Here is a 25,809-nt window from a genome sequence, read left to right as displayed (position 1 = left end):
TATATCTTTATCTAAAATTTAATTACAATCAAAGATATTTAAACCAAAATAAAATATTTTTCGAAAATATTTTGATATGTTATAATATAGTTGATTTAGATTTTTTCTATTACGTTTTTTTTGATAATGAATAAAAACAATTATTAAAAACATATTTTATTTAAAATATTTTTTTAATTATTTAAATATTGAAATTACTATATTCAATTTAATAATAAAAAAGTTTAATTAATAAAATATATGGAAAATATGATGTTCTTAATCGGAGAACAAAATAAAAAAATTTAAACAGTGATAATAATTTATTTTTTGTCAATGAAAGAAATTAAAATTATTATCAAAAAAATAATAAAGTTCAAACATTGGTCATCGTTAATAATTTTTCAAATAAATATTTAATTAAATTCTGTGCCATAATAAAAAACAAAATAAAAAGGGTGTTTAACAAAATGTCAAAACAAAAAATTAAATCAATAGATGGTAATTTGTTTAAAAAAATGATTATAAACGGGACTTTTAATCTCAAAAAAAATTATCAACAAATAAATAATTTGAATGTCTTCCCTGTTCCAGATGGTGATACTGGTACTAATATGCAGATGACTATGATGGAAGGGGTTCGTGAACTTCAAGCTGTTGAAAATTCATCTATTTTAGAAATTTCTCGTATTTTATCTAAAGCTTTATTAATAGGTTCTAAAGGGAATTCAGGAGTTATTTTATCTCAATTTTTTAATGGTATTTATGAATCTATCAATCGTTTACAAAAGACAGTTATCGATCTTGAAGAATTTATTGAAGCTCTAGTTAACGGTTTTAAAAATTCTTATAAGGCTGTTATGGAACCTGTCGAAGGTACTATTTTAACTGTTATGCGTGAATCTATTGAAAATACAAAAAATAATTCAAAAGAATTAAAAACTATAAAAGAATTAATCGAAAATATAATTCAAAACGCTAAAACAGCTTTAAATAAAACACCTGATTTATTACCTATTTTAAAAAAATCTAAAGTAGTAGACAGCGGAGGAACAGGTTTTGTTTTTATTTTGGAAGGAATGTTATTATATCTGAATGATGTGGAATTGAAAGATCCAGATGATAATTCAATTTTTTCTCATAATCATTCCCAAAGTAATCATATTAATGATGACTCAAATTTAAAATATTTATATTGCACAGAATTTATCATTAAATTAAACGAACCAGATTCTTTCGATGTAGAATTAAATAAAGCCAAAATTCAGAATTATGGTGATTCTTTGATTTTATTTAAAAATAATGATTTGTTAAAAATTCATATTCACACTAATGATTCTGATAAAGTTTTAAAAGAATTATTAGTGTACGGAACCTTAATCAAATCTAAAATTGATGACATGAAAAAACAAAAAGAAAATTTTATGTCATTAAAAGATATAAAAACTTATTCAAAATTAAATAAATATTTTATTATTACTTTTGGTTCTGGCGAAGAAATTCAAAATATTTTTAAAGATTTGAAAGCTAATTTGATTATTGACTCTCATAAAAAGAATTTTTCTGCAGAAAAATTAGAAAAGATAATTAACAAAAATAATGCTGAAAATATTATTATATTACCAAACGATTCTAATATTTTAGAACAGCTAAAAATATTTTTTAAGAAAAAAAAATATACTCATGTTCAAATTATTAATACTCAGAATATCGCAGAAATTTATAGCGCTCTTTTGGTTTTTGATAATAATATTTCGTTAGAAAAAAATATCAAAAATATTAATAAAAATATTAAAAAAGTTAAAATAGGCGAAATTATTGATTCTAAATATTCCAATGAAAAAGAAGTTAAATTGTTATCTCATTATTTTTTATCTATTTTTAAAAAAAAAATTGTCGAAAAAAATAAAGATTTAACGGTGTTAATTAAGAATTTATTAAAAAAAATGATTGATAATATGAATAATTTTTTAACTATTTTTTATAATAAAAACAATATATCTAAGGAAAATTTATCTAAAATAGAGTTTTTTTTGGAACAAGAATACCCTGATTTAGAAGTGGAAAAAATTCAAAATAATAGCGAAATTTATCCTTTTATTTTTGTTTTAGAATAAAAAATTTTAATGTTTTATATAAAAGTTTTTTAATAAAACATTAAAATTTTTGTGGATATGGCGGAATGGTATACGCGCATGTTTGAGGGGCATGTGAGAATATTTCTCTTATGAGTTCGAGTCTCATTATCCACACCAGAGAAAATTTTTTGAATTAAAAAAAATTTTTATTTTTTATTTTATTTAACTTTATGAATGATTATTTTATTTCTTTTTTTAAAAAAATTATTTTTTTGACATATAATCAAAATAATATAATTTTTTTAATTCAAAAAATTATAAATAAAAATTAAATATTAGAAATAGAGGTTTGATATCATTAAAAAGAGATTATTTTTTTTTGACATTGATGAAACTTTGTACAGTAATAAAAATAAAATGATTTTAGCACAAACTAAAAAATTAATTTTGAAATTATCAAAAACACCTAATACTATATTAGGGATCGCGACAGGAAGAAATTATACAAATTTAGATGTAATTAAAGAAATTTTACCTCATTTTAAGTATTTAGTTCTTACTAACGGTGCTTTAGTTTTGGAAGATAACAAAATTATAGAAGAAAACACAATTCCTATTCCTTTTTTAGAAGAAACTTTAAAAGAAATTAAGTTATTGATTCAAAATAATAATGAAATAACTGCTTCTTTTATAGGAGCAAAAAAAACAGCTTTTTTTTGTGAACATCCGAAAAAAATGGAACAAAATATTAAAAATATTATGGAATATTGGCATTCTGAAATTGACACTCCTATTGATAATCAATTTTATCTCAAAGAAAAAGTTTTTATGTTGAATATTTTTGGCTCAGATAAAGAAAAATTAAAACCTTTTTTGAATCAAAAAAAATATTTTAAAACTTATTTCTGGCAAAATCATGCTGATTTTACACTTAAAGATATTACTAAAGATTATAGCGTTCAAAAAATAAAAGAAAAATATCCTGATCATGAATTGATTTGTATCGGTGATGGTTGTAATGATTTGGAAATGTTAAAGAACGCTGATATCGGCATTGTTATGGGTAATTGTAAATTTCCTGAAATTTTGAAAAAAATCAATTTAAAAACTCCTCATATTGAAGAAGATAAAATGTATGAATTTTTCCAAAAAAACGGATTATGTTAAAAATAATTCATATTATTTAAAAAAAAATAATATGAATTATTTAATTTTTAAAAAGAAATGAAATAATTAATTTAAAGTATATAAGAATAATTTTTTATTAAAATTTTTATTCAATTTAATAAAAATTTTAATAAAAAATTAAAAAAAATAATTTATATTATTATAATTTTCTCTAAAAAGGGTTTGAAAATGTTAGAAAAAACAAAAGAATTAGAAATTTTTACTAATAATTTTAAAACATTGAAAGAAAAAGAACAAAATGTTTTTTCTCGTATCGTTAATAAATTGCTTCAAGTAAATTATTTAACTATTCAAAAACCAGAAGACGTCAATGATTATCGTTTTATTATCTTTTACAAAGAGCTTTTTTCTTCTTTTTTAAATTTAATCGATTTTGAATTAGAAATAAAAAAATATGATGAAGTTATTTTTATTAAAAATTTACATAATTTTAATAAATTAAAATTAAAAAAAGAAGAAAGTTTAATCTTGATTATATTAAGGATTTTATTTCAAAAACAAAAAGAAACAGCTTCGCAAAATAATATTATCCAGATCTATTTACAAGATATTTACAATAAATTACACAATATAGAATACAAAGAAATGAAAAATTTAACTAAAGAAAAGATGAAAAATATTTTAACTTTATTAAAAAGATATAATATTATAAATTATACAGATAATAATATTTTACAAGATGATTTAATTATTAAAATTTATCCTTCTATTCTTTATTTAATAGATTTAGACGCTATCGAAGAATATAAAACAACATTAAATTTTGTAAAAAACGAATTATGAAAAAATTAACTAAAATACAATTAATAAACTGGCATTTATTCACTACTCAAAATATAAAAATAAAAGAAAATGTTTTGATTTCTGGTGAAAACGGCGCAGGAAAATCAACTTTATTAGACGCCTTACAATATATTTTAATAGGAGAAAAAAATAACGTCAAATTTAATATAGCTGCTAACGAAAACGCTAAGCGTTCTTTAGAAAGTTATATCAAAGGTAAAATCGGGATCGAAAATAAAGAATTTTTAAGAAATAAAGATGTTATTTCTAATATTTCTTTAGAATTTTATGATTCTGTTAAAGATGAATATACTATTTTTGGGTGCGTTTTAGAACTCCCCTTTAAAGGCGCTTTAAAAGATTCTTTTTATCTTTTTACTGGATTAAATTTAACATCTGAAATTTTTACCACCGATAATAAACCTAAAAACTCAAAGGAGATACGTTCTTATTTCCGAAGTTTAAAATCAGATTTTGATTTTTTTACTACTAAAAAACAATATCATAAAGCTGTGGGTGAATATTTAGGAATTAATATAGTTAAATATTTAAAAATATTACCAAAAGCTTTATCTTTTAAACCTTTAAATTTACAAAAATTTATTTTTGATTTTTTATTAGATGAACAACCGATTAATATTATTGGTTTAAAAAAAAGTGTTCAACAATTAAAAAAAATAGAATCTCAAATAGAATTAGAACAAAAAAAAATAAAAGAATTAAAAAAAATTGTAGAAATTGATGAAAAAATTAAATCTTTAGATAATCGAATTAAAACCCTTTTTTTATCTGAAAAAATAGTTTATGTAAAACAAAATGAAAAAAATTTAGAAAAAATAGAAAAAAAACAACAAAATAAACAAATAGAATTACAAAATTTATCTAAAGAACAAAAAAAATTAAAAGAAGAAATTGAAAATTTAAATAATTATATTTTAGAGTTGCAAACTAATAAAAATAAAGATGATTTAGGTTTTTATTTACATTCTTTACAAAAAGATTTAAAAAAATGCGAAACAATCCTTCAAGAATATCAAAATAAAATAAATTTTTTTCAAAAACAATTATTAGAAGAAAAAACAATTTTATTAAATTTATTACATTTACAAAAAAATCCTTTTTTAGAAAAAAAGATTCTGGAAATAAATAGTTTTTTAGAATCCAAAAATAATAAAAAAAATCCTTTATTAAAAGAAAATTTACAAGAATTATCACAATATTTATCTAAACAAAATATTGATTTAAATATTAAACAAAATAATTTAAGAATAGAAATCGAAAATTTACAAATTCAAATTAATAAAAATAATTCTGAATTACAAACAATTAATCAAAACGCTATTTCTTTTAATAATCATTTTTTTAAAATATGTAGTTTATTAAAAGAACAATTATATAATAAATATAATAAAAATATTTTTGTTCATCCTTTATGTCATTTAATAGAAATTAAAGATGAATTATGGAGAAATGCTATCGAAGGTTTTTTAGGAACTAGAAAATTCAATTTAATTATTGAACATAAATATTTTAATGACGCTCTGAAAATATTTGATAAATTACAAGATGATTTAAGAATTTATGATGTTGGTTTAGTAAATGTAGAAAAAATACCCGATATTTTAAATAATTCAGATAGTTTAGCTTCTTATATTTCTAGTAACAATTCAGACGCTTTTAAATACGCAAAAATACTTTTATCTCATATTAAATGCGAACATAATATAGAAAATTTAAAAAAACATAAAACAGCTATTACACCTCAATGTATGATATATAGCAATTATACCGCTAAAAAAATAAATCCTCAAATTTATAGAATACCTTATATAGGTATGAATTCATCGAAAATACGTCAAGAAATTATTCAACAAGAAATAAATATACAAAAAAACGAATTTATTACAAAAAAAGAATTTTTAAATAAAAATGATAATTTGTTTTCTTTAATGACTAAAAGCAAAATAAATGTATTAATTAACAGTGATTATTTCGAATGGATTTCTAAAAAAGAAGAAATAGAAGTTAATATTTCTGATATTAAAACAAAAATTTCCGATTTAAAAATTAATAATAAACTTGTTCAATTAGAAGAAAACATTCATAAATTAAATGAAGAAAAAAAAATAAAAAATAAAAATTTAGATGATATTTTATTATTAATAGCAAAAAACAAAAATGAAGATGCAATTTATATTAATCAGATCGAACATATAAAAAAAGAATTAATTTTATATAAAGAAGAATTGTCGCAAGAAGAAAACAAAGAAATTATTCATATTGAAGCGGCTAATATCCAATATCAAAATTATATTAACGAATATTCCAGTCATTACGATATTATTTTAAAAAATATAAAAGAAGATATCAAAAAAATAGAACAACAAAAAAACATTTTCAAAATAGAACTTATTTCTTTTATGAAAATATATATTAATAATTATCATTTGTTTAATATAGAACCTAAATTTGAAAATTTAAATTTTTTTCTGGAGGAATATAATTTAATTAATTCCAAAAATTTAATTCAATACGAACAAGAGGCAAAAGAATTAAGAGAAAAAACAGAAATCATTTTTAAAGAAGAATTTATTAATAAATTGAAAGAAAGTATTATCAAAGCACAAGAACAAATACAAATTTTAAATAATATTTTAAAAAATAGACCTTTTGGGAATGATTATTACGAAATTATAACTAAAGCTTCCGAAGACCCTGAATATAAAAAATATTATTCTTTTTTTATAGAAAAAAACAAACAAGAACAAACAGACGAATTTTATCAACAAATAGATTCTTATAAAGAAATTATTATAAATGAATTATTTAATAAAATAATATCTTTTGAAGAAGAGTATGAAAATATTTATTATGCTTTCTTAGATTATCGAAATTATTTAAGTTATGATATCAAGATTTATAATAAAAACGGGGATTATTCTCTTTTCTCAAAAATTTTTAGAGAAAAATCAGGTGGCGAAACCCAAGTACCTTTTTATATTATTATCGCTATTTGTTTTGAACAATTATTATTAGATAATAGCCAAAATAAAGGTTGTTTAATTTTATTTGACGAAGCCTTTAATAATATGGACGAGATCAGAATAGAGGCTATGATGTCTTTTTTTGATAGTTTAAAAATACAATTTATTATTTCGGTACCACCACAAAGAATTATCAATGTTATTCCTTATACTAAAACTAATTTAATTGTTATGAAAGAAAATAATTACGCCATTGTCGAAGATTTTATTAAAAATATATGATTATTTTTTTATTTATTTATATTTTTTTAAGAAATATTTATTTTTGAAAAAGTAAAATATTTCTTAAAAAAATTTTATTACTTTATTATTGATTTATTTTATATTATAATTAAATATATGTATTTTAATATTTTTTAAATTTGCATCAAATTATTTTTTATAAAATATTGTTTTTCCCTTAATAAATGGAGTAGTACTCAAGTAGGTTAAAGAGGCGTCCCTGCTAAGGACGTAGTCCAAGTGATTGGTGCAAGGGTTCGAATCCCTTCTGCTCCGCCAAATATTAAATAAAATATATTTTATAATTTAAAATATATTCCTTTTAAAAAATTAAATTTTTATATTTCAAATTATAAAATGAAGAATATATAATTTTTTTTAATATATAACTATTAAAAAAATAAAAGTTAATAAAACAAAAATGAAAGTTAATAAAAAAATGGTTCATTTTAAAAAATTTTTTTCTAATTTTTTATATTTTATTTTTTATTCTCTTTTTTTTTATTTATTTATAGTATCTGTAATTAGTCATTTAAAAAAAGATCTTAAATTTAATTTGAAATATTTAAAGTTTGTTCATTGTTATGTCGGGAGCGGAAGTATGGAACCAACAATAAAAACAGAGGATTGGGTTATAATAAAATATATTTCGGAAGAAGACAAAAAAAATTTAAAAGCAGATAAAACAGAGGGAGATATTGTTGTTTACAAAGATAATGATACTAAACCTCCTATCATTCATAGAGTAATCGAAAATGATGAGGTATCCAATGAAATAACAACTCAAGGAGATGCTAATCTTCTCCCAGACCAACCTATAAAATATGATCGAGTAATAGGGAAATATGTTTTTAGAATACCAAAAAGTATCGCTAAGATCATTTTTATTTCTTCATTTTTGTTTTTTTTATTTTTAACAGCGTTATTTCTATTCCAAACATTTAGTGTTAAGAAAAAAATAAATAATAATAAATAAAAAAATATAATGTGGAAAGATATTCTTATCAAAGAAAAAAAGAAAAAATATTTTCAAAATATAATTAAATTTTTAAAATATGAATTAAAAATGAAAAAAACAATTTTCCCTCTTTATCCAAATATATTTGAAGCTTTTCGTTTAACCCCATGGAATAAATTAAAAGTAGTTATTTTAGGACAAGACCTTACCCAGGCGAGAACCAAGCGCATGGATTATCTTTTAGTACCCAAAATAAAACAACACCAGCTAGTTTAAGAAATATTTTCAAATAATTAAAAAATGATTTAAATTTGATTTCTTATAACAATGATTTAACTTTATGGTCGCAAGAAGGAGTCTTATTATTAAATAGTATTTTAACAGTTGAAGCTTATAAGCCTTTGAGTCATCAAAATATTGGTTGGGAAGAATTTACTAAAAATATTTTTCTTTTTTTAAAACAAAAAGAAAAAATAGTTTATGTATTATGGGGAAAATCAGCACAAGAATATGAAAAATATATCGATCAAGATAGAAATTATATTTTGAAAAGTAGCCACCCTTCGCCCCTTTCAGCTTATAAAGGTTTTTTTGGATCAAAACCTTTTTCTAAGATTAATAATTATTTAAATCGAAACAATATCCCACCTATCAATTGGGATTTAAATAGATGATAAAAAAATATTTTTTCAATAATTTTTCTCAAGGACACTTTGTAAATTCGATTTCAAATATATTGTTATTGTTATAATATTTTTTTAACAAAATATTGATAAGGTTTAGAAAAATGCAAAAAAAAGATAATAGTAAAGAGAATTTTCGTTTTGCTAAAAATATTTTTTTAGAACAAAATAATAATAAAAAAAATATCATTTCTAATTCTGATGATTTATGCGAATATAGTTATAATCTTTTCCCAGAATTGAACAAAAAAAATATTGTTGGTATTATCGGTTCTGATGAAGTCGGGACAGGAGATGTTTTTGGTCCTATTGTTGTTTGTACCGCTTTAATAACTAAAAAACAAATTCCTTTTTTAAGAAAAATAGGGATTAAAGATTCAAAAAAATTATCAAAAAATAAAATTAAAAAAATATATGAATTGATAAAAGATAAAATATTACATCAGGTTCAAATATTAACCCCTTCTGAATATAATTTATTAAACAAAACAAATAATTTAAACAAAATCAAAGCTTTATGTCACAATTTGGCTATTATAAATATATTAAAAAAAATAAAAGATAAAAACGTGATTGTTGTAATGGATCAATTCGCTTCTTCTAGTTTATATTTTAATTATTTAAACAAAGAAAAAGAAATATATAAAGAAATTATTTTTGAAACCAAAGCGGAATCCAAATATTTAAGCGTTACTTTAGCTTCTATTATAGCGAGATATTTTTTCTTACAAGAAATAGAAAATATAAGTAAAATGTTAGGCGTAGAAATATGTTTAGGCGCTGACCACAAAGTTAATGAACAAATAATAGATATTCATAACAAACATAATTTTGATATTTTCCTACAAATATCTAAATGTAATTTTAAGAATATAAAAAACAATATAATTAAAAATGATAAATAAGATAGCGATAATTTATAATTATAAATTTAGTTAAATAAAAGGAATAAATTAATGTCTACTATTTTCACTAAAATAATTAAAAGAGAAATACCTGGTTATATTATTTATGAGGATGATTTAGTTATAGCTTTTTTAGATATCATTCAGGCCACTAAAGGACATACTTTAGTAGTCACTAAGGATGAATATATAACTATCGAAGAAGTTCCTGAAAATGTTTTTCAACACTTATTTATGATAGTTCAGAAAATAAGCAAAGCTTTAATTCAAACTTTTAGATGTCCAGGTATAAATTTATTAAATAATAATGGTATTTGTTCTGGGCAACAGATCCCACATTATCATGTTCATTTATTGCCTCGTTTTTCTTTAGAAGAAATCAAAATGATTTTTAATAATAACAGTAATAATTTAAAATCAAATGATTATGAGAAAATTAAATTTAAAATTTTAAATAATTTATAAAAAAATTCAATTTTAGAAAAGAGTGTTGATAATAAAAATTATGAAATGGCCTACAAGAAATAAAAATAAACAAACAATAGTTGAAGAAATTTTTAACGCTATTTCTCATGGGGTGATGATCCCTGTTAGTATAATTTCTTTTATAATTTTTTGTTATACTTATAAAAAATTTCATATATCTTTTTTATTTTTTTCTTTAACAATGTTTATGCTTTATCTTATGAGTTGTTTATATCATTCTTTATCTTTTAGCAAAGCTAAAAATCATTTTCAAAGATTCGATCATATTTGTATTTATTTATTAATTTGGGGAAGTTTTACTCCTTTTTTATTATTACCCGAAGGACCAAATTTATTTTTTTTTATTTTTCAATCTATTTTTGTCTTTATCGGTGTAATGCTAAAAATATTTCGAATGCGAAAAGATAAATTATTACATTTAATTATATTTTTATTATTAGGTTGGAGCGGTATTTTTGTTATATTTTCTCTAAAGAAACATATACATGAAGAACCTTCGATATTAATATTTTTATTTTTAGGTGGTATTTTTTATAGTTTGGGTATAATTTTTTATAAAAATTTATATAAAAAATTTTATCATTTTATTTGGCATTTATTCGTTATGTTAGGTAATTTATTTCATGTTTTCGCTGTTTATAATTTTATCAAATGTTTAAAATAAATAATAATTTTTTAAATATTTTTAAATTATTCTTAACCTTGCTAAAATCATCTTGATGGTTATTTTAATTAGGAAATATTTCAATTATTATTAAAAAAAATAATTTGACTATAATTTGGTCTTTTTTTATGGTCTTAATGTATTATTTCTAAGCAAACAATCCTTTAAATTGTTCTATATATAGATATTTTTTGTACACTTTTTATTAATTTTTTAAATAAAATATTTTATTTATAAAAATCGAAAGGCGTTTTTATTTATTAAAAAAATAATAAATAAAAAATATTAAATTATATCTTATAAAAAATATGTTAAAAAAAATAATTTTAGGAAGTATGTTAATTTCTTTTGCTTTAATGCTATCCAAAGTTCATGAATTTTTATTAATGTTTAATTATATTAAAATTTTCAAATTACCAAATGGTAAATTTTTCTGGCCTTATTGGTATTTTCCTATAATCATTATGTGTTCGATATTTCCTTTTAGATATTCTGTTTGTTTTATTTTGATATATTTATTTCTATTTTCTTTTATTTATTCATGGGACAAATTTTCGCAATTGACTGCTGCAAACGAAGTAATGAAATGGACAGGAGAAAAAAGGAAATTATCAATATTAAAAACAGAAACACTTGGAACTTTTATTCCTGTGTTGTCTTTTCTATTTTTATCTATTTTTTTAAATTTTGGCAAAAATCAAACAAAAAATAATAATACAAAAATATTTTCAGTTTTTGCTTTAATTATATTAATTCAAACTATGGGTACATTTTTAAATGGAATATCATTTTGGGATTTTTATAAAAGGTCTTTTGAAAAAATGATTAAGAAAGACACATTTCCGGATAGATTAGTTTATTTGTATATTTTTTTAAATAATTTGATCCCTATGATAATATCAAATTTTTTTCATTTTACTTTATTTTCATTTATAAAACCTAAAATATTAGAAAATTATAATAATTACTTAGAAAATTAATTTAATCCAAATAATTTTTTTTGATTGGCGAATTAAAATGATAATTTCAGTTATCTTCTCATTAATAAGTTTAATCTTTCTATTTATAAAAAAAATCAAAAATTAAATTACATAATAAAAAGTTTTTTCAAAAGATAGTTTTTTTTATTTTAATATCAATTTTATAATATAATTAATAAAAATAATTTTTAATAATTTTCTTCTTACATCGTTGGTTTTTTAATATATAATAAAAAAGGTTTCGAATGCTTTCAAAAATAAGATTTTTCAAAAGTTAGAAGGGAAATTATTTGATCCAGAATAAACAAAATAATTTTTTTAACAAATTCTTTTTTTTAATTTTCGTCTTAATTTTAATTTTTCTTTTATATAAAATAATAAAATATGAAAATAAAAATAATAAAAAAATAGATACAAATGTTAATAAAGATGAACAAATATCCGTTTTAGATAATAAAAAAAAATTTAAAAAAGATTTGATTGATGATCCGCATCTACAGGAACAAGAACAAATTATAGTACCTAAAATTTGTCAAACCAAATCATCTATTATTAAAATGTTATTAAATAACATTTTAATAATATGCAGCGAAGAAAAACCACATCTATTAAAAATAATTTCTCCAGACGGAACAGAATTGAAATATGATTATCAAAAAGGAAAAGTTAAGAAAATAACTGACTCTTATGGTAGCACAAGAGAATACAGCCCCGAGACATATAATTTAGTAGAAGAAAAGTTAGTTAGCGGATTAAATAATATCTTTAAACATCAAAAAAAATACGATGATTCAACAGGTCATTTAATTAAAGAAATTTACAATGATAATTTTGTTAAAGAATATTTTTCTTGCGTAAATAAAGAAACTTTTCCGGATGGTACGATCAGACAATATTATTCTCATTATTTTCAAGATATTACTCCTGATAAAAAAGTCATAAAAGAATATGATTTGAATTCTAAAAAATTAACCAAAATAATTTTCGATAATGGTTATATTAGAGAATATTCTTTATACACTAATGCGTTAATAAAAGAAATTTTTCCAGATGGAGTTATAAAAATTTTTAATTCTTTTAACGGTAAATTAATAAAAAAGATTATCCCTAATGATAAAACAGAAGAATACGATCTTCAAACAGGAATATTAATAAAAGAGATTTACTTAGATGGAATTATAAAAGAATCAATAAAAGAATATAATCTTAATAATAAATTAAAAAAAATAATTTTACCTAATGGCACCCAAATTCAACTAGAAGAAGAATCAGGAGAAATAAAACAAATTATTACTAAAGATTGTGTAATTATGGAAGCGGTTAAAGAATACAACCCATTAAATAAAAAACTTATTAAATGGGTTTCTCCTGATCAAAAACACATCAAAGAATTTGATCAGGAAACAGGAACATTATTAAAAGAAAAATTATCCGATGGCACCATTAAAGAATATGATCCAAAAACATCTTTATTAATAAAAGAAACTTTTAGAAATTATTTTTTTATAACTTATGAATATAACTTTGATACAAATGAATTATTAAGAAGTATTTTTTCTAACGGAATTATAGTTCAACATAATTTAAATTAAATTTTTAATTAATGATAATAAAAAAGAACTTTAATAAGTTCTTTTTTATTTATTTTTTCTAAAAAAAATAATTGATTTTTTTGTTATAATTTTTATATGTTGATTATATAAATTTTTAAAAAATTAATAATAACTCCCACAAACAAAAAAATATCTTATTTTAAAGTTTTTTTTAATGAAACAATTACAAAAAAATTAAAAAAGTCATATTTTTTGATTTTTTAAGTTTAAATAAAAATATTTTAGATAATCAAAATATAATAAATAAAACAAGATATCAAAGAATAAAAAAATAAAATTATCTTAAATTTTACGATGTTTTCTATATTGTAAAACAAAAAAACTCCTATAAAGGAGTCTTTTTTATAAATCATAATCACATTAAATAATTATGTTTATAATTTAAAAATTAGTTTCATAATATATTATGATTATTTATTTTGAATTTTCAAAGTTAAAAAGATAAAATAAGATAGTTAATTCATTTCAATAATAAGTTGTTATAAAAGTATAATCAAACCAACTAAAAAAAGTCGATAAAATTGTTTATTTTAGGTAATTGTTGATAATTTTTTTCATTTAACTTATTAATATAATTAAAAAAAAATTATTTACGAGGTTTTATGTAGTTTTTATAAACAACGAACTTATTTAAAAAAACATTAATGCTAATTTTCAAGGTTCTATAAGTTCTGTTTTTTTAATATAATTCAAATAAAAATGTTTCTGTTCGTTGGTATATTAAAGTTGAAGATAGAAATATTAGTAGTTTATTTTGATGGCGATACGCAAGAAGAAAGAGATGACAATTATGATTTTGTTATCCTTCAGATGGTTGGTTAATGTTTATTCTCATATGTATTGTTGCGCTGTTCCATTTTTTTGGACATATTTTAATTTTAAAATTGTTCTTTAAAACTTAAAATTAAGTAGATAATTTCATATCTTTTCAAACTAACAAAGTTGTTTTTAATTAAATTAAAAAGTGTCTAAAGTTTTTTAATAATTTGCTAGTTTCAAAAGATATTTTTTTCAATATTTTACCCTTCCATATATATAGTTAGGTAAAAAAAGTTAAAAAGGTGTCTACAAAATAAAAAGAAAATAATCTTTTATATAATTTTAATATTTTTCTTAAAAAAAGGGTGCAGAAAAGTAACCTTTTTTATAAGGTTATATTATTTATGTAAATTTAACTAATAATTTATCTAAGAGTTTGAAAATATTGTAAAGGGGATAAATTATTTAATTTAGTTAAAAGCCATTTATGATTCCAAAAAGAAGGAAATTGATTAATTATTTTTGTGATTTTTGGAATTGTTTTTTGAAATAAAAAAGGATGACGATGATATAAAATACTTTTCATTTGGCCGAACAGATTTTCAATTACTGCGTTATCACGTGGAGTGGCTTTGCGGGACATGCTGATTAAAAAACCTTTTTTAGTTAGGATTTGTTGAACTTTTAGAGATTGATAAACTGAACCTTGATCAGAATGAATAATACAAGGTTTTTTTAATTTAGGTAATTTTTGGATTGTTTTTAATACTAAATCTTTATTTTGACAATTAGAAGTATGTGAAGCGATAATTTGATTATTAAAAGAATCTATAACACAAGAAAAATATAAAAAACCTTGAGGAGTTTTAAAATAAGTAATATCAGTGAATAGTTTTTGTAGGGGTCGAGATGAAATAAATTCTTGATTGATTAAGTTAGGTACTATTTTAATTTTATTTTGTAAATTATTTTTATAATGATGTTTATTTTTTTTAATTCTTAACCGACAAAAAATATTTTTTTCTTTCATAATGAGATAAACTTTTTTCTTAGTAATTGATTCATTGAAAGTTTTTTGGTATAAAACAGTAATTTTATGATGACCGAAAAAATATTTATGATTACAACATAAAGCTTCGATTCTTTTTTGTTGCAAAAGGTATTTTTCTTGTTTTAATTTTAATTGTTCTTTAATTTTTAACCAGTAATAATAAGTACTTCTTTTGATTTGGATAGTTTTTAAAATGGTAGTAAGATTTAAGTTATTTTTAAATTTTTTAACCAAATTAAAAACTATTTTTTTATCAATTTTAGTTATTTTTTCAATCATTTTTTGCAATAATTTGAATTTTTGTTTTAATTTTTTCATTATTAAACACTATTTACCTTATTTTTTTTGATTATATTAATAATTATAATTCAAAAAGGTTTTTAAATCAAAAAAATACCATTAATTTGTTTTATTTTTTAGTTTTGCGCTGATGAAATTGGTAAGGTTTGAAAAAAAAGGGGGGCAGCGCAATGGGGGGATTCTTTATTATTTTTCTTTTTATTATGTATTCTTTTTATTTTTGTTAGCGCTCCAGCGCTTATATTATTTGATTTATATTTTTATAAACAATCTTTTTCCAATGGAAAGGGTTTTAAAAAAGAGATGTTATTTATATCGATAATTAATAATAATTTAAAAAAAAGATATATCGACAATATCAAATATCGAATATCATTATCATTATCGATATAAAATATCAAATATCACTTGTTAAATAAGCTTGTTGCAAAAAGGGTTTTTGGGGGCAGTAAAGTGTCAGTAAAGTGTCAGTAAAGTGTCATAAAAGTGTCATAAAAGTGTCATAAAAGTGTCATAAAAGTGTCATAAAATTGTTAGTTAAATAATTTGTTTTGTTTTAGATATATATTTATATTTGGGATGTAATTTTCTGATGCGATATCCTCGTTTATCTTTGGTAATAAAGAATTTAATGTGTTTTAAATCTTCTAAGCGATAATAAATAATATTTAAACCTTTTTTATAATTGCTTTTTAAAGGTTTATCATATTTATCTTTTTTATGATTATCTAATTTAAATAATTTTAAAGTATCTAATTTATTGATATTGATTTTGCTCATTAATTCTTTTATTTGGTTTTTGGTTTCATTTTTATAATTGATTTGGAAAATATTAAATTGATGTTTAAGGGTATTATTTTGAGTTTTAAGAGGGGTTGAAGGGTTAAGTAATAATTTTGTATTGTCATCTACTTTTATGGCTTTAATTATGTCTATTTTGTATTTTTTAATTTCTTCTAAGATTTTTGGATCTATAAATAAAGTTTGATTTTTAGGGCGATAATTAGCTTCTTGGTAGGTATTTTTCTTTTTGGAATGATTAATAATGGTGAGGTTAATTAAATCTTCTTTTAAAGTTTTCAAAAAGTGTTTGATTTGTTCTAAATCAGTGGGAGTATTTTGTTTATTAATTTCACCTCCGATTCTAATTTCTTGATTGGTATTGTTTTGCATTATTTTATTTCTCCTTTTTTTAAATTAATTAATAAATTATTCGTTAATTACTTCTACTTTATCTTTGCCAAAGTAATATATAGCTAAATCTACTATTTGTTTCTTTTTGGCCGCTTCGTAAGAAATATATGGGTCTAAGAAACATTTTTGATAAGCTTGGATTCCATATTGTTTAAATAAATCATCGACATCTTTACAAGTTTGATTATAAGGTGGTAAAATGTGTCTAATTTCATAGATAATATTTTCTTTTTTTAATTGTTCACCTAATAATTCACTACGTTTTTTTCCTGTTTCGTCATTGTCTAAGGCAATAATGATTTTAATATTTTCTTTTTTAAGAATGTCTATTTGTGTTTGAGAAAATAATTGTGTGACACAAATTAATCCCACAACGTTTTTAATTCCATTTTGCCAACAACTAATGACATCAAAAAAGCCTTCATGAACAATCATAATTTTAGTTTGTTTAATGCAAGGGAATGCTTCAAAGAAACGATAACTAAAATGAAAAGTGGGGGTTTGGCTGAAATTATTAAGAGATTGATATTTGGGTTGAAAATAGCTAGTATCGCAAAAATGGTTTTGATAAAAGTGAAATGTTTTAGCATATCCATTTTCAATCGGGATAATGATAGAACCATGAAAAGTATCATGATAATATTTTTTTCCTTTGAAATTAGTTTTTTCTTTGATAAAACCATATTCTACTAATTTATCAATATTAACATTTTTCTTTTTTAAGAAATTGATTAATCTAAAAGATAATGGTTTATTTGATAATGGAGCATAACCTAATTTAAATTCTTTAATTGTTTCTAAATTTAATTGGCGCTTTTGTGTTAAATAATCTAATCCTATTTTCCTTTCATCATTTTGATTGGATGTTAACAAATAATTATAATAATCTCTTATTTGATTAAATAAGGGAGATATTTCTTTGAATAATTGTGTTTTTTTGATATTAATTTCTGTTTCATCTATTGGGTTATGGGGTTTGGGAGGATGATATTGTAATTTGAAAGGGTTGGAGGATATTGAGGTGTTAGTTTTTTCTTTATTTGTTAAGATTTCAAATTTTTGAGAATGCATAAAATTTAAAATCTTTTTGACTGCATCGTTAAAGTTTGTGATTCCACGAATTTCTTTATAAACATCAATAATGTCAAAATCGCGACAACATTTCCAACAGTGAATGTTATTGTTATCATTTATATGACAAGTTGTTGGATTTAGACCTTGATGGATGGGACAAGGAAAACGATATTTGCTGTTGAAGTTTGATGGGAGGATGTTTAATTTTTTTAATAAAACTATCATGGGGAAATTAGTTTTGATGTAGTTAATTTTTTCTTGATTATTCATTTTTTTACTCCTTAAAAATCTTCTATTTGGTAAGGTAAAACATAACCTACTTCTTGAAAAGTTTGAGTTGTCATTTTAAAATGATAGACTAAAGTTTTTTTAGTTCCGCTGCGATTTTTTTTAATATTTACTTCAATTATTTTTTGATTATCATTGTCATCAGCTTCTAAATATAGTTGATTTAAGGTTGAAGTATAGATATTTAGGGGTTTGGTGGTATTTTTTTTAATATTTGGGTTAAATTCAGACATAATTAATACTATGTCGGAATTGGTTTCAATTCCGCCAGAGCCTTTTAGTGCGGTGATTTCTGGGGATTTTCCGTTATAATTAGAATAAGTATCTCTTGAAAATTGAGATAAAATGATAATGACAATTTTTAATTCGATGGCGATTTCTTTAATTTTGGTCATGATTTCATCAATGGCTAAACGGTCATTATCCATTTTATTACTCGCTTTTGTGATTTGAAGGTGATCAATGACTACAATTTCTATTTTGGATTCTAAATGAAGACGATACAATAAATCAACAATATAATTAATATTTTTTTCTTGGTCATAACTAAAAGATAAGTTGATATTAGTAAAAAATTGTTTTGCTTGTATCATCTTTTTCGTATAGTGTTGTTGTGTGATATTATCAAAATTTTTATCTAAAATAACATCTAAAGGAATTTGAGTTTGATTAGATAATAAACGATTTAGGTTTTCTTCTGAAGTCATTTCAAAAGAAAAAACCAACATATAAGGATAATGTTGGTTTTCTTGGTATTTAGTTTTGGCTAAATCTAAAAGAAGATTATAGATAAAAGATGTTTTACCTAAACCAGTATAGCCTCCAATGGTGATGATTTGACCTTTTTTGAACCCTTTAGTGGCTTGGTTTAATCCTTTGAAAGTGTCTGATAAACGATAATATTCTTCTTGGATTTTTTGTTTGGAAATGTTGTCGGTTTCAAAGACTTCGGGATAAAGTTTTGTCATTTGGTTCAAGGTTAATAAAGTTTTATCTTTTTTGTTTGGGATAAGATTAATAAAATTTCTTAATTTATCAAAGATTTCTTGGTAGTATAAATGCTTATGATAAAGATCTTGATTATCAAAAGAAGGGTTGATTGTTTTTATTAATTGTTGAAATAAAGTTTCTTGGGTATAAGTATGTTTTAAATTTTCTAAAAGATGTTCATTATGGATATTATTATTGTTTAAAAACATCAAAGATTCATTATTAAAATTTTCTTGAGGATAATGAGTTTGAAGATAAGTTAGTAATTCTTTAATAATTGTCTCTTTGGTTTTGATTTTATCCCAAGGATGAGTTGATTTTTTTTCTAAATATAAATATTTTAAAGCGTTATATATTTTTTGGTGATTGGATTTGGTTAAATATTTAGGGTTGATTATTTGACAATAAAGTTTTAATTTGTTCCACTCCCCTTTTTCGATGTAATTAATAATTTGAATTAAGGCTTGGTGTTCGTTAGTTAACATTTTTATTTAACTCCTTCTTTTTAATTAAATTAATATTGGGAAAAGTGATGAATTCATTCATTAGTAAGGTTTTTAAGAAGAGATTAGCATTATCAGAAAATAAATTAATTACTTTATTAATTGACTGTACTTTACCGTTTTTAATTTTATTATTGAGTTTTTGAGTTTCAACTTCATCGTTTGTTAATAAATAATATTCAAAACGAGTGTCTAGTTTTTTTAGTTGTTGTGCTTCAATGATGGCTTGTTTGTATCGTTCACGAAGGCAAGTTTTGAAATTGAAGGCGATAATGCGTTTGGTTTGTGTGAATAAAACCAAGTCGAATTTGATGTCGGGGATGAAAAATAAATATGATTTAGGATATAAACATTTAATTCCTTTATGGTTTAAATAAAGCAAAATCAGGTATTCGTTAATTTTTCCGCGAATTGATTTTTGGGATTGGGAACAAAAGTTGTTGGTTTCGAAATAATGATTTAATTGAATGTGATTACTTTTCATATATTTATCAATAGTAAGATTCAAAGTTGCTTTGTTGAAAATAAGCTTTATGATTTGAACTGATTTTGAGTTGGTATTTAATTGGTTGATATTAATAAATTCTTGGTTAGTTAACATTTTTAAATTCCTTTCTAAATAAAAAAGACCCTTTTTGAGGGTCTTTGGTTTGTTTTAATAGATTTTTTTAGTACGCCAAGTAATAATTCCATCTTTATGAATTGTTTTGATTTTGCCGTTGCGAAAATAGATATATAAATTACCGTTTTGACATTTTTTCTTTATGATTTTTTTCATTTTATATCTCTTATTAATTTCATAATTTTAGTAACATTTGATTGAAGGGAATCAATACCATTTAGAATTAATTGTTTATTGTTTTGATAATGAGTTAAATAATGATAATAACCTTTATGGACAGTTTGGTGATAAGTTAAGGATTTTTGTTCGATAATATCTAATTGATGGTTTTTTTGGGTTTGTTTTCTTTCTTTACCAATAAGAGGATTAATATCTAGATAAATTAATAAATGAGGTTTAATAAATAATTTTTTATGAGTGATATCAAAAATTTCTTTTAAATCGAAACAAGATTTTGTTTGTTTAAGATAAGGAAATAATTGGTAGGCATATGTTGATGGTAACCAACGGTCTAAGATTATGAGTTGATTTTGTTTTAAATGAGGATAGATGAGTTCTTTTTGGATTTGAGCCATATTAGTGATGCTAAGATAAAAACGAGTAATGTAATCAACTTGGTTATAATTTAAAAATAAATTTCTTATTTCTGTTCCAATAGAACTACTTCCTAAACCTTGATAAATTTTATTATTTATTTTTTGTTTTTTTAGTTTTTGTTGTAATTCTTGAATTAAAGTTGTTTTGCCGCTACCATCTAGTCCTTCAAAAACTATAAGTTTCATTTTTTTCTCCTTTAATTGGGTTTTAGATAATAAAAAAAGACTCTACAAGAGAGTCTTTTAAATTGTTATTTAAAGCTTAATTCAATTCTTTTGGGTGGGGGAGTGGTGTTATAAAAATTATAAAAAATATTAGAATTACCAACACAATTATGACCATTAACAATCCAATCATCAGAGAAAAAACCTGGGACATATTGATACCAACATGTATTTCCGTTTTCATCATAAATAATTCTCGATGTTTTTCCAAATTTATTTCTTATTTCTTGAGCTGAATAAGAACATCCATATTGAATGTAACATTGCTTTAACCAATTTATATAAGCATTACGATATTGTTCGGCGAGTTTAATTTGGAGTGTATCATTACAAACTACAAAATAAATACAATCATCAGTTTCTAAACATTGGAATATTTTTTTAATTTGAAAAGGAATATCTATTTTTTTATAAGAAGGAGAAGTTATTTCAATATCCCAATTTCGCTTTTCTGTTTCTTCTTTATATTCACTTTCTTTTATTAAAGGAGGGAAAGTATAAAGGTTGTTTTCTCTTTTCCAATCTCGGATAGTTTGATAAGGGTCTAAAGAGTCAGGGAGTTCAATAATTTTTTTTCTTTTTTGAACATTAAGGAAGAAAAGATAGATGTTTTTGGCACCATTTGAGAGTTTTGTTAAGTCTTCGATAGTATATGATTGAGATTTAATAATATCTTCTTTTATTTGATTGATGCTTTCATTAATTTCATTAATGCTTTCTTGATAGACAGTTTTGAAATGTGTATCTTCACATGAATTTTGTTTTATTATAACTTCTTGTAGAAATTCTTGTTTCCATTCTAATCGGTTTCTTAGAGATTGTATATTTCGATTTTCAGATAATAACCTTATGCCGTCATCAAAATAAATGGCATCAATTTCAAATTCAAATAAAAATTTTCCAAAAGGTAAAGGCAATACTAATCCAGTATGAGGTGTTGCGTTATAACAACCTAGTTTAATTAGTTTTGGTTCTTTAATGATGTTGTTTTTGATTAAATAATTATTAATTGCTTCTTCTTTGTTTTGGTCAGCAAACATTTCAATTATTATTAATTCTATATTTACATTTTCTTCTTGAGGTTTTTGTTTTGTATCCCAAAAGACAAAGGCTTCTTTGATGGCTATTCCGTAATCAAGGAGTTCTTCTAAGGTGAATTCATCATCTTCATCAGGATATTTGATATTAAAAGGGTTATGTCTTGGTTTGAAATAAGCCCCAATTAAACCTGAAGGAGGGTTTTTGAGTTTAGCGTCGAAGAAAGTGTAATCATAAGGATTGTAGGAAGGCTCTTGAAGGAAATAGATAGAAGCTTTGATATTAAAATATTTTAAGATATCAGGGATGCTTTCTTTGGATAAAACAGGAATGTCATATCTTTTCATTTTGGGTTGGGTCGCTAACCATTCTTGTTGAAGGGTTTGGTAGTCAGATAGTTTTATTTTTGATTTAGATTGATGATGAAAATAAGGATGAGCGGAGATAGAAGGACAACAAATCAAAAATAATAATAAATAAATAATGATGAAATATTTAGATAAAAGGAATTTTGATTGATTTTGACATAATTGTTTACCTCCTTTTTTTGTTTTTTGTTATTGTTTTACCAAAATATGTGTGTGTTAAATAAAAAAGACCCTTGGGAGAGGGTCTTGTTAATAAGATTTTTGAGTTAATTTTTTTTAATGTCTTCCATTATTATTGTTGTTTTGTTGATTTGAGGTGTTGTTTCTTGTTTCTCTTTCTCGTTGAAATTGATCTCTGAGAATTAATTGTTGATTTATTGCATTTATTTGGTTTGAAATTCGTTCTATATCTGCTGCAATATTTTGCATTCTACTTAAACGTATTGTATTATTTAAACTTAAATCATTAAAATTATTATTTAACTGTTGTATTAAATTATTTTGTTCTTCTGTAAGTTGTCTCATTCTTACATCTAAATTTATCCCAGGGGAAGCATATAACATATTGTTATCAAACATTAATAATCCTAAAAAAATGATAAAAAATAGACTAAACAAAGATAATTGTTTTTCTAATTTAATCATTATTAACGACTCCTTTTATTTTTTATCCCTCAGTCGAGGTAATGTCATAGAGTTTGTTTAATCCAGAAATAATTAAATCTTTATATTGTAATTCAGCATTTTTATATCGTTTTTCTAAATCTTGTTTGGATTCTTTAGAATCCTTTAACCTACTTTTGTATAATTTTTGGTCACTTTCTAATATGCCAATTTGAACGTTGATTTTGCCGATTTCACCAACTATTTTTATTACTTCATCTTGGAGTTTGTCGATTTCAGCTTCTAATATTCTTTTATTTTCTTCTCTTTTTTTTCTAACTTCTTCGGGTTGATTAGGTAAATATTTAAATTGTTTCCGAACTTCTTTTTTTTGATTAATTATTTTATTTTTATCGGCTTGATCTTGTTCTAGTTTTTGTTGTTGTGGTTTTAAAGCTTCTATTTGAGGTTGAAGAGAATTTAATTGTGCTTGGTATTCATCGCATTCAGTTTGTTTTTCATCTACCCATGTTTTTTGTTCGTTTAAGGAATTCAATGATAATTGCCAACTATTTTTTAGTTTATTGATTTGGGTTTTTTCTTCTTCAGAAAGGTCATTTGGTAGTAAGGTATTTTCATCGGATTCTGAGAAAACATAAGTTTTAATTTGGTCGAAACGAGCAGCAGTGGTTTTAATTTTCGGTTGGGGTGTTTCTTCCGTAGAACGTTTTATTTTTGAAGGGATTTGTTGGGGTTTGTTCTCTAAAGGAGATAAATAATTTTTTTCGTTTTGATAATCATTAAATCCTTGATTAATGCCTATGATAATTGCTATTACGAAAGGTAAAATGATAACAATAGTTACTAAATGTTTTTTAAAAAAATTATTATTCATAAATTTCATTTCCTTTCTGATAATAGTGATTATTATCAAATATTGAAATATGAATATATCACTATTATACAATTTTAGGGATTAAATGTTTAAGGAAAATTATTTTTTATTTGGAATCATTATCATTTCAGGGATTTTACCAATTCGTCTAGCTTGCAGGCGTTGTTGAGCACGAGCGTAACTCGGATTTTTTTGTTTTAATTGTTCTTTTAAATCATTCACGTCTTCTTTTTTAGTTTCTAATTCTTCTTCTAATCTATCTTGTTTTATTTCTAACTTATAAATATCTTTTATGTCTTTTTGTTTATGTTTTAATTCTTCGATGATGGTTTCATATTCACCGATAACTGATTGTTCTTTTTGGGCTATTCCGCGAACTATTGATCTAGAATATTCTAATTCTTGTTCTAAATTATTTTCATTTTGACGAAGTTTATAATCACCTAATTTTTTTTCGTAATCTTTGTAGTCGGCGTCAAGTTTGGCTAAATCACGGTCGATGTCTTGAGTATACATTTTTAAAGCTTCTTCGGTAATCATTGGTGGATGTTCTTTGTTTTCTTGCGCGACTTCATTATATAAATGCCACAAACGGTGGCCTTCGTGAAGAACTAAAGTAGCTTTTGACATACCTTGAGCGAACTTACGTGTAAAAGTAACTGATTTGCCTAAAATTTTCATACCATATTTAGCGGGGATTAAGTCAGTTACTTTATCAAAAGCTTTGAATCCCCATTTTACTATGTTTCCAGCTGATGCTTCATGTTCTTTTTCATAGGTTTGCATGCGGTTATGCATTTCGCGATATTTTATTTTTAGGGATGTATATAAATCTTTTTCTAAATCGATTTTATCTAGTTTTTTCTTGACTGCATCAATTTCTTTTTGGATTTCGGCATGACGTTCTTCAACTGATTGGATTTGATTATATAATCTTTTTTCTCCTTCAGTTAAATCTTTATATTGTTCTTCTAACATTTTTTTAAATTTTTCAGCACGAGATAACATATTTTGGTATTTTTCTTGGGTTGCTTCTAATTTACCAATTTGAGAATTTATATCAGATATTTTACCAACTATTTCTTCTACTTCATCTTGTAGTTTTTCAATTTGTGCTCTTAATCTAATTTTATCGTCAGGAGAAGCTAATTTTTCTTCTTCTTGTTTTTGTTTAATTTCTTTTTCTTTGGCATCTTTATCTTTTTCTAACTGAGTTAGCTTGCCTTTTAAGATAGTGATGTTACCTGTTGTGTTTTTTAATTGTTCTTTTATTTCTTTAATTTTTGTTTCATTTTGTTCTAACAATTCATGGATTTGTTCTTTTTGTTTTTGGGAGGATTCTTGGGCATTGTAGAGTTCTTTTAATTCATCTTCACATTTTTTTAATTCACTTTCCCAATTAGTTTTTAATCCTTTGTAATTATTTATTGTATTTTCGTATTTATCGATGGCTTTGTCGATTTTATTGACTAATTGCCCTGCATATTTAGATGATGGTTCTGTTTTATGAAAGAAACATAAATAAATGAAACTTAAAATACCAATTATAATTAAAAAATAAGTTAAATAGCCTTTCCATGATGTTGTTGATTGTTGAGTGGGTGAAAGTTTTCTTTTAAAGAAAACAAATAGACTAAAGATGGTAGTGGCTATTAAAAACCAGGTGAAATAAGATTTAAATGATAAAAATCCTTTGATTAAGTCAAATGGTGTTAACATA

Annotated in this window: 19 protein-coding genes, 2 tRNA genes and 2 pseudogenes; 13 read left to right on the top strand and 10 right to left on the bottom strand. The window is 22.6% G+C overall.

Features of this window, described 5'->3' with window-relative positions; all coding sequences use genetic code 11:
• Positions 1 to 449 precede the first annotated feature (449 nt).
• The 13 genes and pseudogenes from LFWB_RS03015 (at position 450) to LFWB_RS02955 (ending at position 13,562) form a co-directional block, all read left to right on the top strand.
• Positions 450 to 2,096, top strand: coding sequence for a DAK2 domain-containing protein (locus tag LFWB_RS03015; protein WP_210954581.1), 1,647 nt, complete (start codon positions 450 to 452; stop codon positions 2,094 to 2,096).
• Between the two features lie 51 nt (positions 2,097 to 2,147).
• Positions 2,148 to 2,234 (top strand) — tRNA-Leu (locus tag LFWB_RS03010).
• 219 nt (positions 2,235 to 2,453) lie between these two features.
• A complete protein-coding gene (locus LFWB_RS03005; RefSeq protein ID WP_246454210.1) occupies positions 2,454 to 3,224 on the top strand; it encodes an HAD-IIB family hydrolase in 771 nt (256 codons plus the stop codon).
• Between the two features lie 189 nt (positions 3,225 to 3,413).
• Positions 3,414 to 4,028, top strand: coding sequence for a DUF4194 domain-containing protein (locus LFWB_RS03000; protein ID WP_210954580.1), 615 nt, complete (start codon positions 3,414 to 3,416; stop codon positions 4,026 to 4,028).
• Positions 4,025 to 7,294: an ATP-binding protein gene (locus tag LFWB_RS02995; RefSeq protein ID WP_210954579.1), complete on the top strand. Its 3,270-nt coding sequence runs from the start codon at positions 4,025 to 4,027 to the stop codon at positions 7,292 to 7,294. Before LFWB_RS03000 ends, LFWB_RS02995 begins: the two co-directional genes overlap by 4 nt.
• Positions 7,295 to 7,481: 187 nt before the next feature.
• A tRNA-Ser gene (locus LFWB_RS02990) sits at positions 7,482 to 7,573 on the top strand.
• A 142-nt stretch (positions 7,574 to 7,715) separates the two neighbouring features.
• Positions 7,716 to 8,270, top strand: a complete 555-nt coding sequence (locus LFWB_RS02985) for a signal peptidase I (RefSeq protein ID WP_210954578.1) — start codon at positions 7,716 to 7,718, stop codon at positions 8,268 to 8,270.
• A gap of 9 nt (positions 8,271 to 8,279) precedes the next feature.
• A pseudogene (locus tag LFWB_RS03995) lies at positions 8,280 to 8,926 on the top strand (uracil-DNA glycosylase).
• Positions 8,927 to 9,039: 113 nt separating this feature from the next.
• A complete protein-coding gene (rnhC, locus tag LFWB_RS02975; RefSeq protein WP_210954577.1) occupies positions 9,040 to 9,840 on the top strand; it encodes a ribonuclease HIII in 801 nt (266 codons plus the stop codon).
• A gap of 51 nt (positions 9,841 to 9,891) precedes the next feature.
• Positions 9,892 to 10,305 carry an HIT family protein gene (locus tag LFWB_RS02970; protein WP_210954576.1) on the top strand — a complete coding sequence of 138 codons (414 nt, stop codon included), beginning with the start codon at positions 9,892 to 9,894 and terminating at the stop codon, positions 10,303 to 10,305.
• A gap of 40 nt (positions 10,306 to 10,345) precedes the next feature.
• Entirely contained in the window at positions 10,346 to 10,990 is a 645-nt protein-coding gene (gene trhA / locus LFWB_RS02965; protein WP_210954575.1) for a PAQR family membrane homeostasis protein TrhA, read from the top strand.
• 335 nt (positions 10,991 to 11,325) lie between these two features.
• Complete coding sequence (locus LFWB_RS02960; RefSeq protein ID WP_210954574.1) at positions 11,326 to 11,970, top strand: hypothetical protein; 645 nt, start codon at positions 11,326 to 11,328, stop codon at positions 11,968 to 11,970.
• A 290-nt stretch (positions 11,971 to 12,260) separates the two neighbouring features.
• Positions 12,261 to 13,562: a DUF2963 domain-containing protein gene (locus LFWB_RS02955; RefSeq protein ID WP_210954573.1), complete on the top strand. Its 1,302-nt coding sequence runs from the start codon at positions 12,261 to 12,263 to the stop codon at positions 13,560 to 13,562.
• 1,204 nt (positions 13,563 to 14,766) lie between these two features.
• On the opposite strand, the gene LFWB_RS02950 is transcribed toward LFWB_RS02955, so the two are convergent.
• The 10 genes and pseudogenes from LFWB_RS02950 to LFWB_RS02905 form a co-directional block, all read right to left on the bottom strand.
• Entirely contained in the window at positions 14,767 to 15,711 is a 945-nt protein-coding gene (locus tag LFWB_RS02950) for an IS3 family transposase (RefSeq protein WP_210954572.1), read from the bottom strand.
• 519 nt (positions 15,712 to 16,230) lie between these two features.
• Positions 16,231 to 16,866 (bottom strand): phase variable surface lipoprotein, encoded by a 636-nt coding sequence (locus LFWB_RS02945; RefSeq protein WP_210954510.1) that lies wholly within the window; start codon positions 16,864 to 16,866, stop codon positions 16,231 to 16,233.
• A gap of 36 nt (positions 16,867 to 16,902) precedes the next feature.
• Positions 16,903 to 18,231 carry a toprim domain-containing protein gene (locus tag LFWB_RS02940; protein ID WP_210954509.1) on the bottom strand — a complete coding sequence of 443 codons (1,329 nt, stop codon included), beginning with the start codon at positions 18,229 to 18,231 and terminating at the stop codon, positions 16,903 to 16,905.
• Positions 18,232 to 18,242: 11 nt separating this feature from the next.
• Positions 18,243 to 19,724, bottom strand: coding sequence for a replicative DNA helicase (locus LFWB_RS02935; RefSeq protein ID WP_210954508.1), 1,482 nt, complete (start codon positions 19,722 to 19,724; stop codon positions 18,243 to 18,245).
• On the bottom strand, positions 19,714 to 20,343 hold the full coding sequence (locus tag LFWB_RS02930) for a hypothetical protein (RefSeq protein ID WP_210954507.1): 630 nt from the start codon (positions 20,341 to 20,343) through the stop codon (positions 19,714 to 19,716). Before LFWB_RS02930 ends, LFWB_RS02935 begins: the two co-directional genes overlap by 11 nt.
• 173 nt (positions 20,344 to 20,516) lie before the next feature.
• Positions 20,517 to 21,164: pseudogene (gene tmk, locus LFWB_RS02925) on the bottom strand (dTMP kinase); the annotation flags it as partial.
• A 47-nt stretch (positions 21,165 to 21,211) separates the two neighbouring features.
• A complete protein-coding gene (locus tag LFWB_RS02920) occupies positions 21,212 to 22,570 on the bottom strand; it encodes a hypothetical protein (protein ID WP_246454241.1) in 1,359 nt (452 codons plus the stop codon).
• Positions 22,571 to 22,867: 297 nt separating this feature from the next.
• A complete protein-coding gene (locus LFWB_RS02915) occupies positions 22,868 to 23,236 on the bottom strand; it encodes an effector protein (RefSeq protein WP_210954548.1) in 369 nt (122 codons plus the stop codon).
• Between the two features lie 22 nt (positions 23,237 to 23,258).
• Positions 23,259 to 24,089 carry a GumC domain-containing protein gene (locus tag LFWB_RS02910; protein ID WP_210954547.1) on the bottom strand — a complete coding sequence of 277 codons (831 nt, stop codon included), beginning with the start codon at positions 24,087 to 24,089 and terminating at the stop codon, positions 23,259 to 23,261.
• A gap of 99 nt (positions 24,090 to 24,188) precedes the next feature.
• Positions 24,189 to 25,808, bottom strand: a complete 1,620-nt coding sequence (locus tag LFWB_RS02905) for a DNA double-strand break repair protein Rad50 (RefSeq protein WP_210954546.1) — start codon at positions 25,806 to 25,808, stop codon at positions 24,189 to 24,191.
• Position 25,809: the final 1 nt, after the last annotated feature.

The sequence above is a fragment of the Candidatus Phytoplasma luffae genome, assembly GCF_018024475.1.
GTDB lineage: Bacteria > Bacillota_I > Bacilli_A > Acholeplasmatales > Acholeplasmataceae > Phytoplasma > Phytoplasma luffae.
The sequence above is the reverse complement of the archived record's forward strand: the minus strand, read 5'-3'. Positions and strand labels throughout refer to the sequence as shown.

Coding starts and splice junctions, on each gene's coding strand:
- LFWB_RS03015 (WP_210954581.1), top strand. CDS start 450: ATGTCAAAACAAAAAATTAAATCAATAGATGGTAATTTGTTTAAAAAA.
- LFWB_RS03000 (WP_210954580.1), top strand. CDS start 3,414: ATGTTAGAAAAAACAAAAGAATTAGAAATTTTTACTAATAATTTTAAA.
- LFWB_RS02995 (WP_210954579.1), top strand. CDS start 4,025: ATGAAAAAATTAACTAAAATACAATTAATAAACTGGCATTTATTCACT.
- LFWB_RS02985 (WP_210954578.1), top strand. CDS start 7,716: ATGAAAGTTAATAAAAAAATGGTTCATTTTAAAAAATTTTTTTCTAAT.
- rnhC (WP_210954577.1), top strand. CDS start 9,040: ATGCAAAAAAAAGATAATAGTAAAGAGAATTTTCGTTTTGCTAAAAAT.
- LFWB_RS02970 (WP_210954576.1), top strand. CDS start 9,892: ATGTCTACTATTTTCACTAAAATAATTAAAAGAGAAATACCTGGTTAT.
- trhA (WP_210954575.1), top strand. CDS start 10,346: ATGAAATGGCCTACAAGAAATAAAAATAAACAAACAATAGTTGAAGAA.
- LFWB_RS02960 (WP_210954574.1), top strand. CDS start 11,326: ATGTTAATTTCTTTTGCTTTAATGCTATCCAAAGTTCATGAATTTTTA.
- LFWB_RS02950 (WP_210954572.1), bottom strand. CDS start 15,711: ATGAAAAAATTAAAACAAAAATTCAAATTATTGCAAAAAATGATTGAA.
- LFWB_RS02945 (WP_210954510.1), bottom strand. CDS start 16,866: ATGCAAAACAATACCAATCAAGAAATTAGAATCGGAGGTGAAATTAAT.
- LFWB_RS02940 (WP_210954509.1), bottom strand. CDS start 18,231: ATGAATAATCAAGAAAAAATTAACTACATCAAAACTAATTTCCCCATG.
- LFWB_RS02935 (WP_210954508.1), bottom strand. CDS start 19,724: ATGTTAACTAACGAACACCAAGCCTTAATTCAAATTATTAATTACATC.
- LFWB_RS02930 (WP_210954507.1), bottom strand. CDS start 20,343: ATGTTAACTAACCAAGAATTTATTAATATCAACCAATTAAATACCAAC.
- LFWB_RS02920 (WP_246454241.1), bottom strand. CDS start 22,570: ATGAAAAGATATGACATTCCTGTTTTATCCAAAGAAAGCATCCCTGAT.
- LFWB_RS02915 (WP_210954548.1), bottom strand. CDS start 23,236: ATGATTAAATTAGAAAAACAATTATCTTTGTTTAGTCTATTTTTTATC.
- LFWB_RS02910 (WP_210954547.1), bottom strand. CDS start 24,089: ATGAATAATAATTTTTTTAAAAAACATTTAGTAACTATTGTTATCATT.
- LFWB_RS02905 (WP_210954546.1), bottom strand. CDS start 25,808: ATGTTAACACCATTTGACTTAATCAAAGGATTTTTATCATTTAAATCT.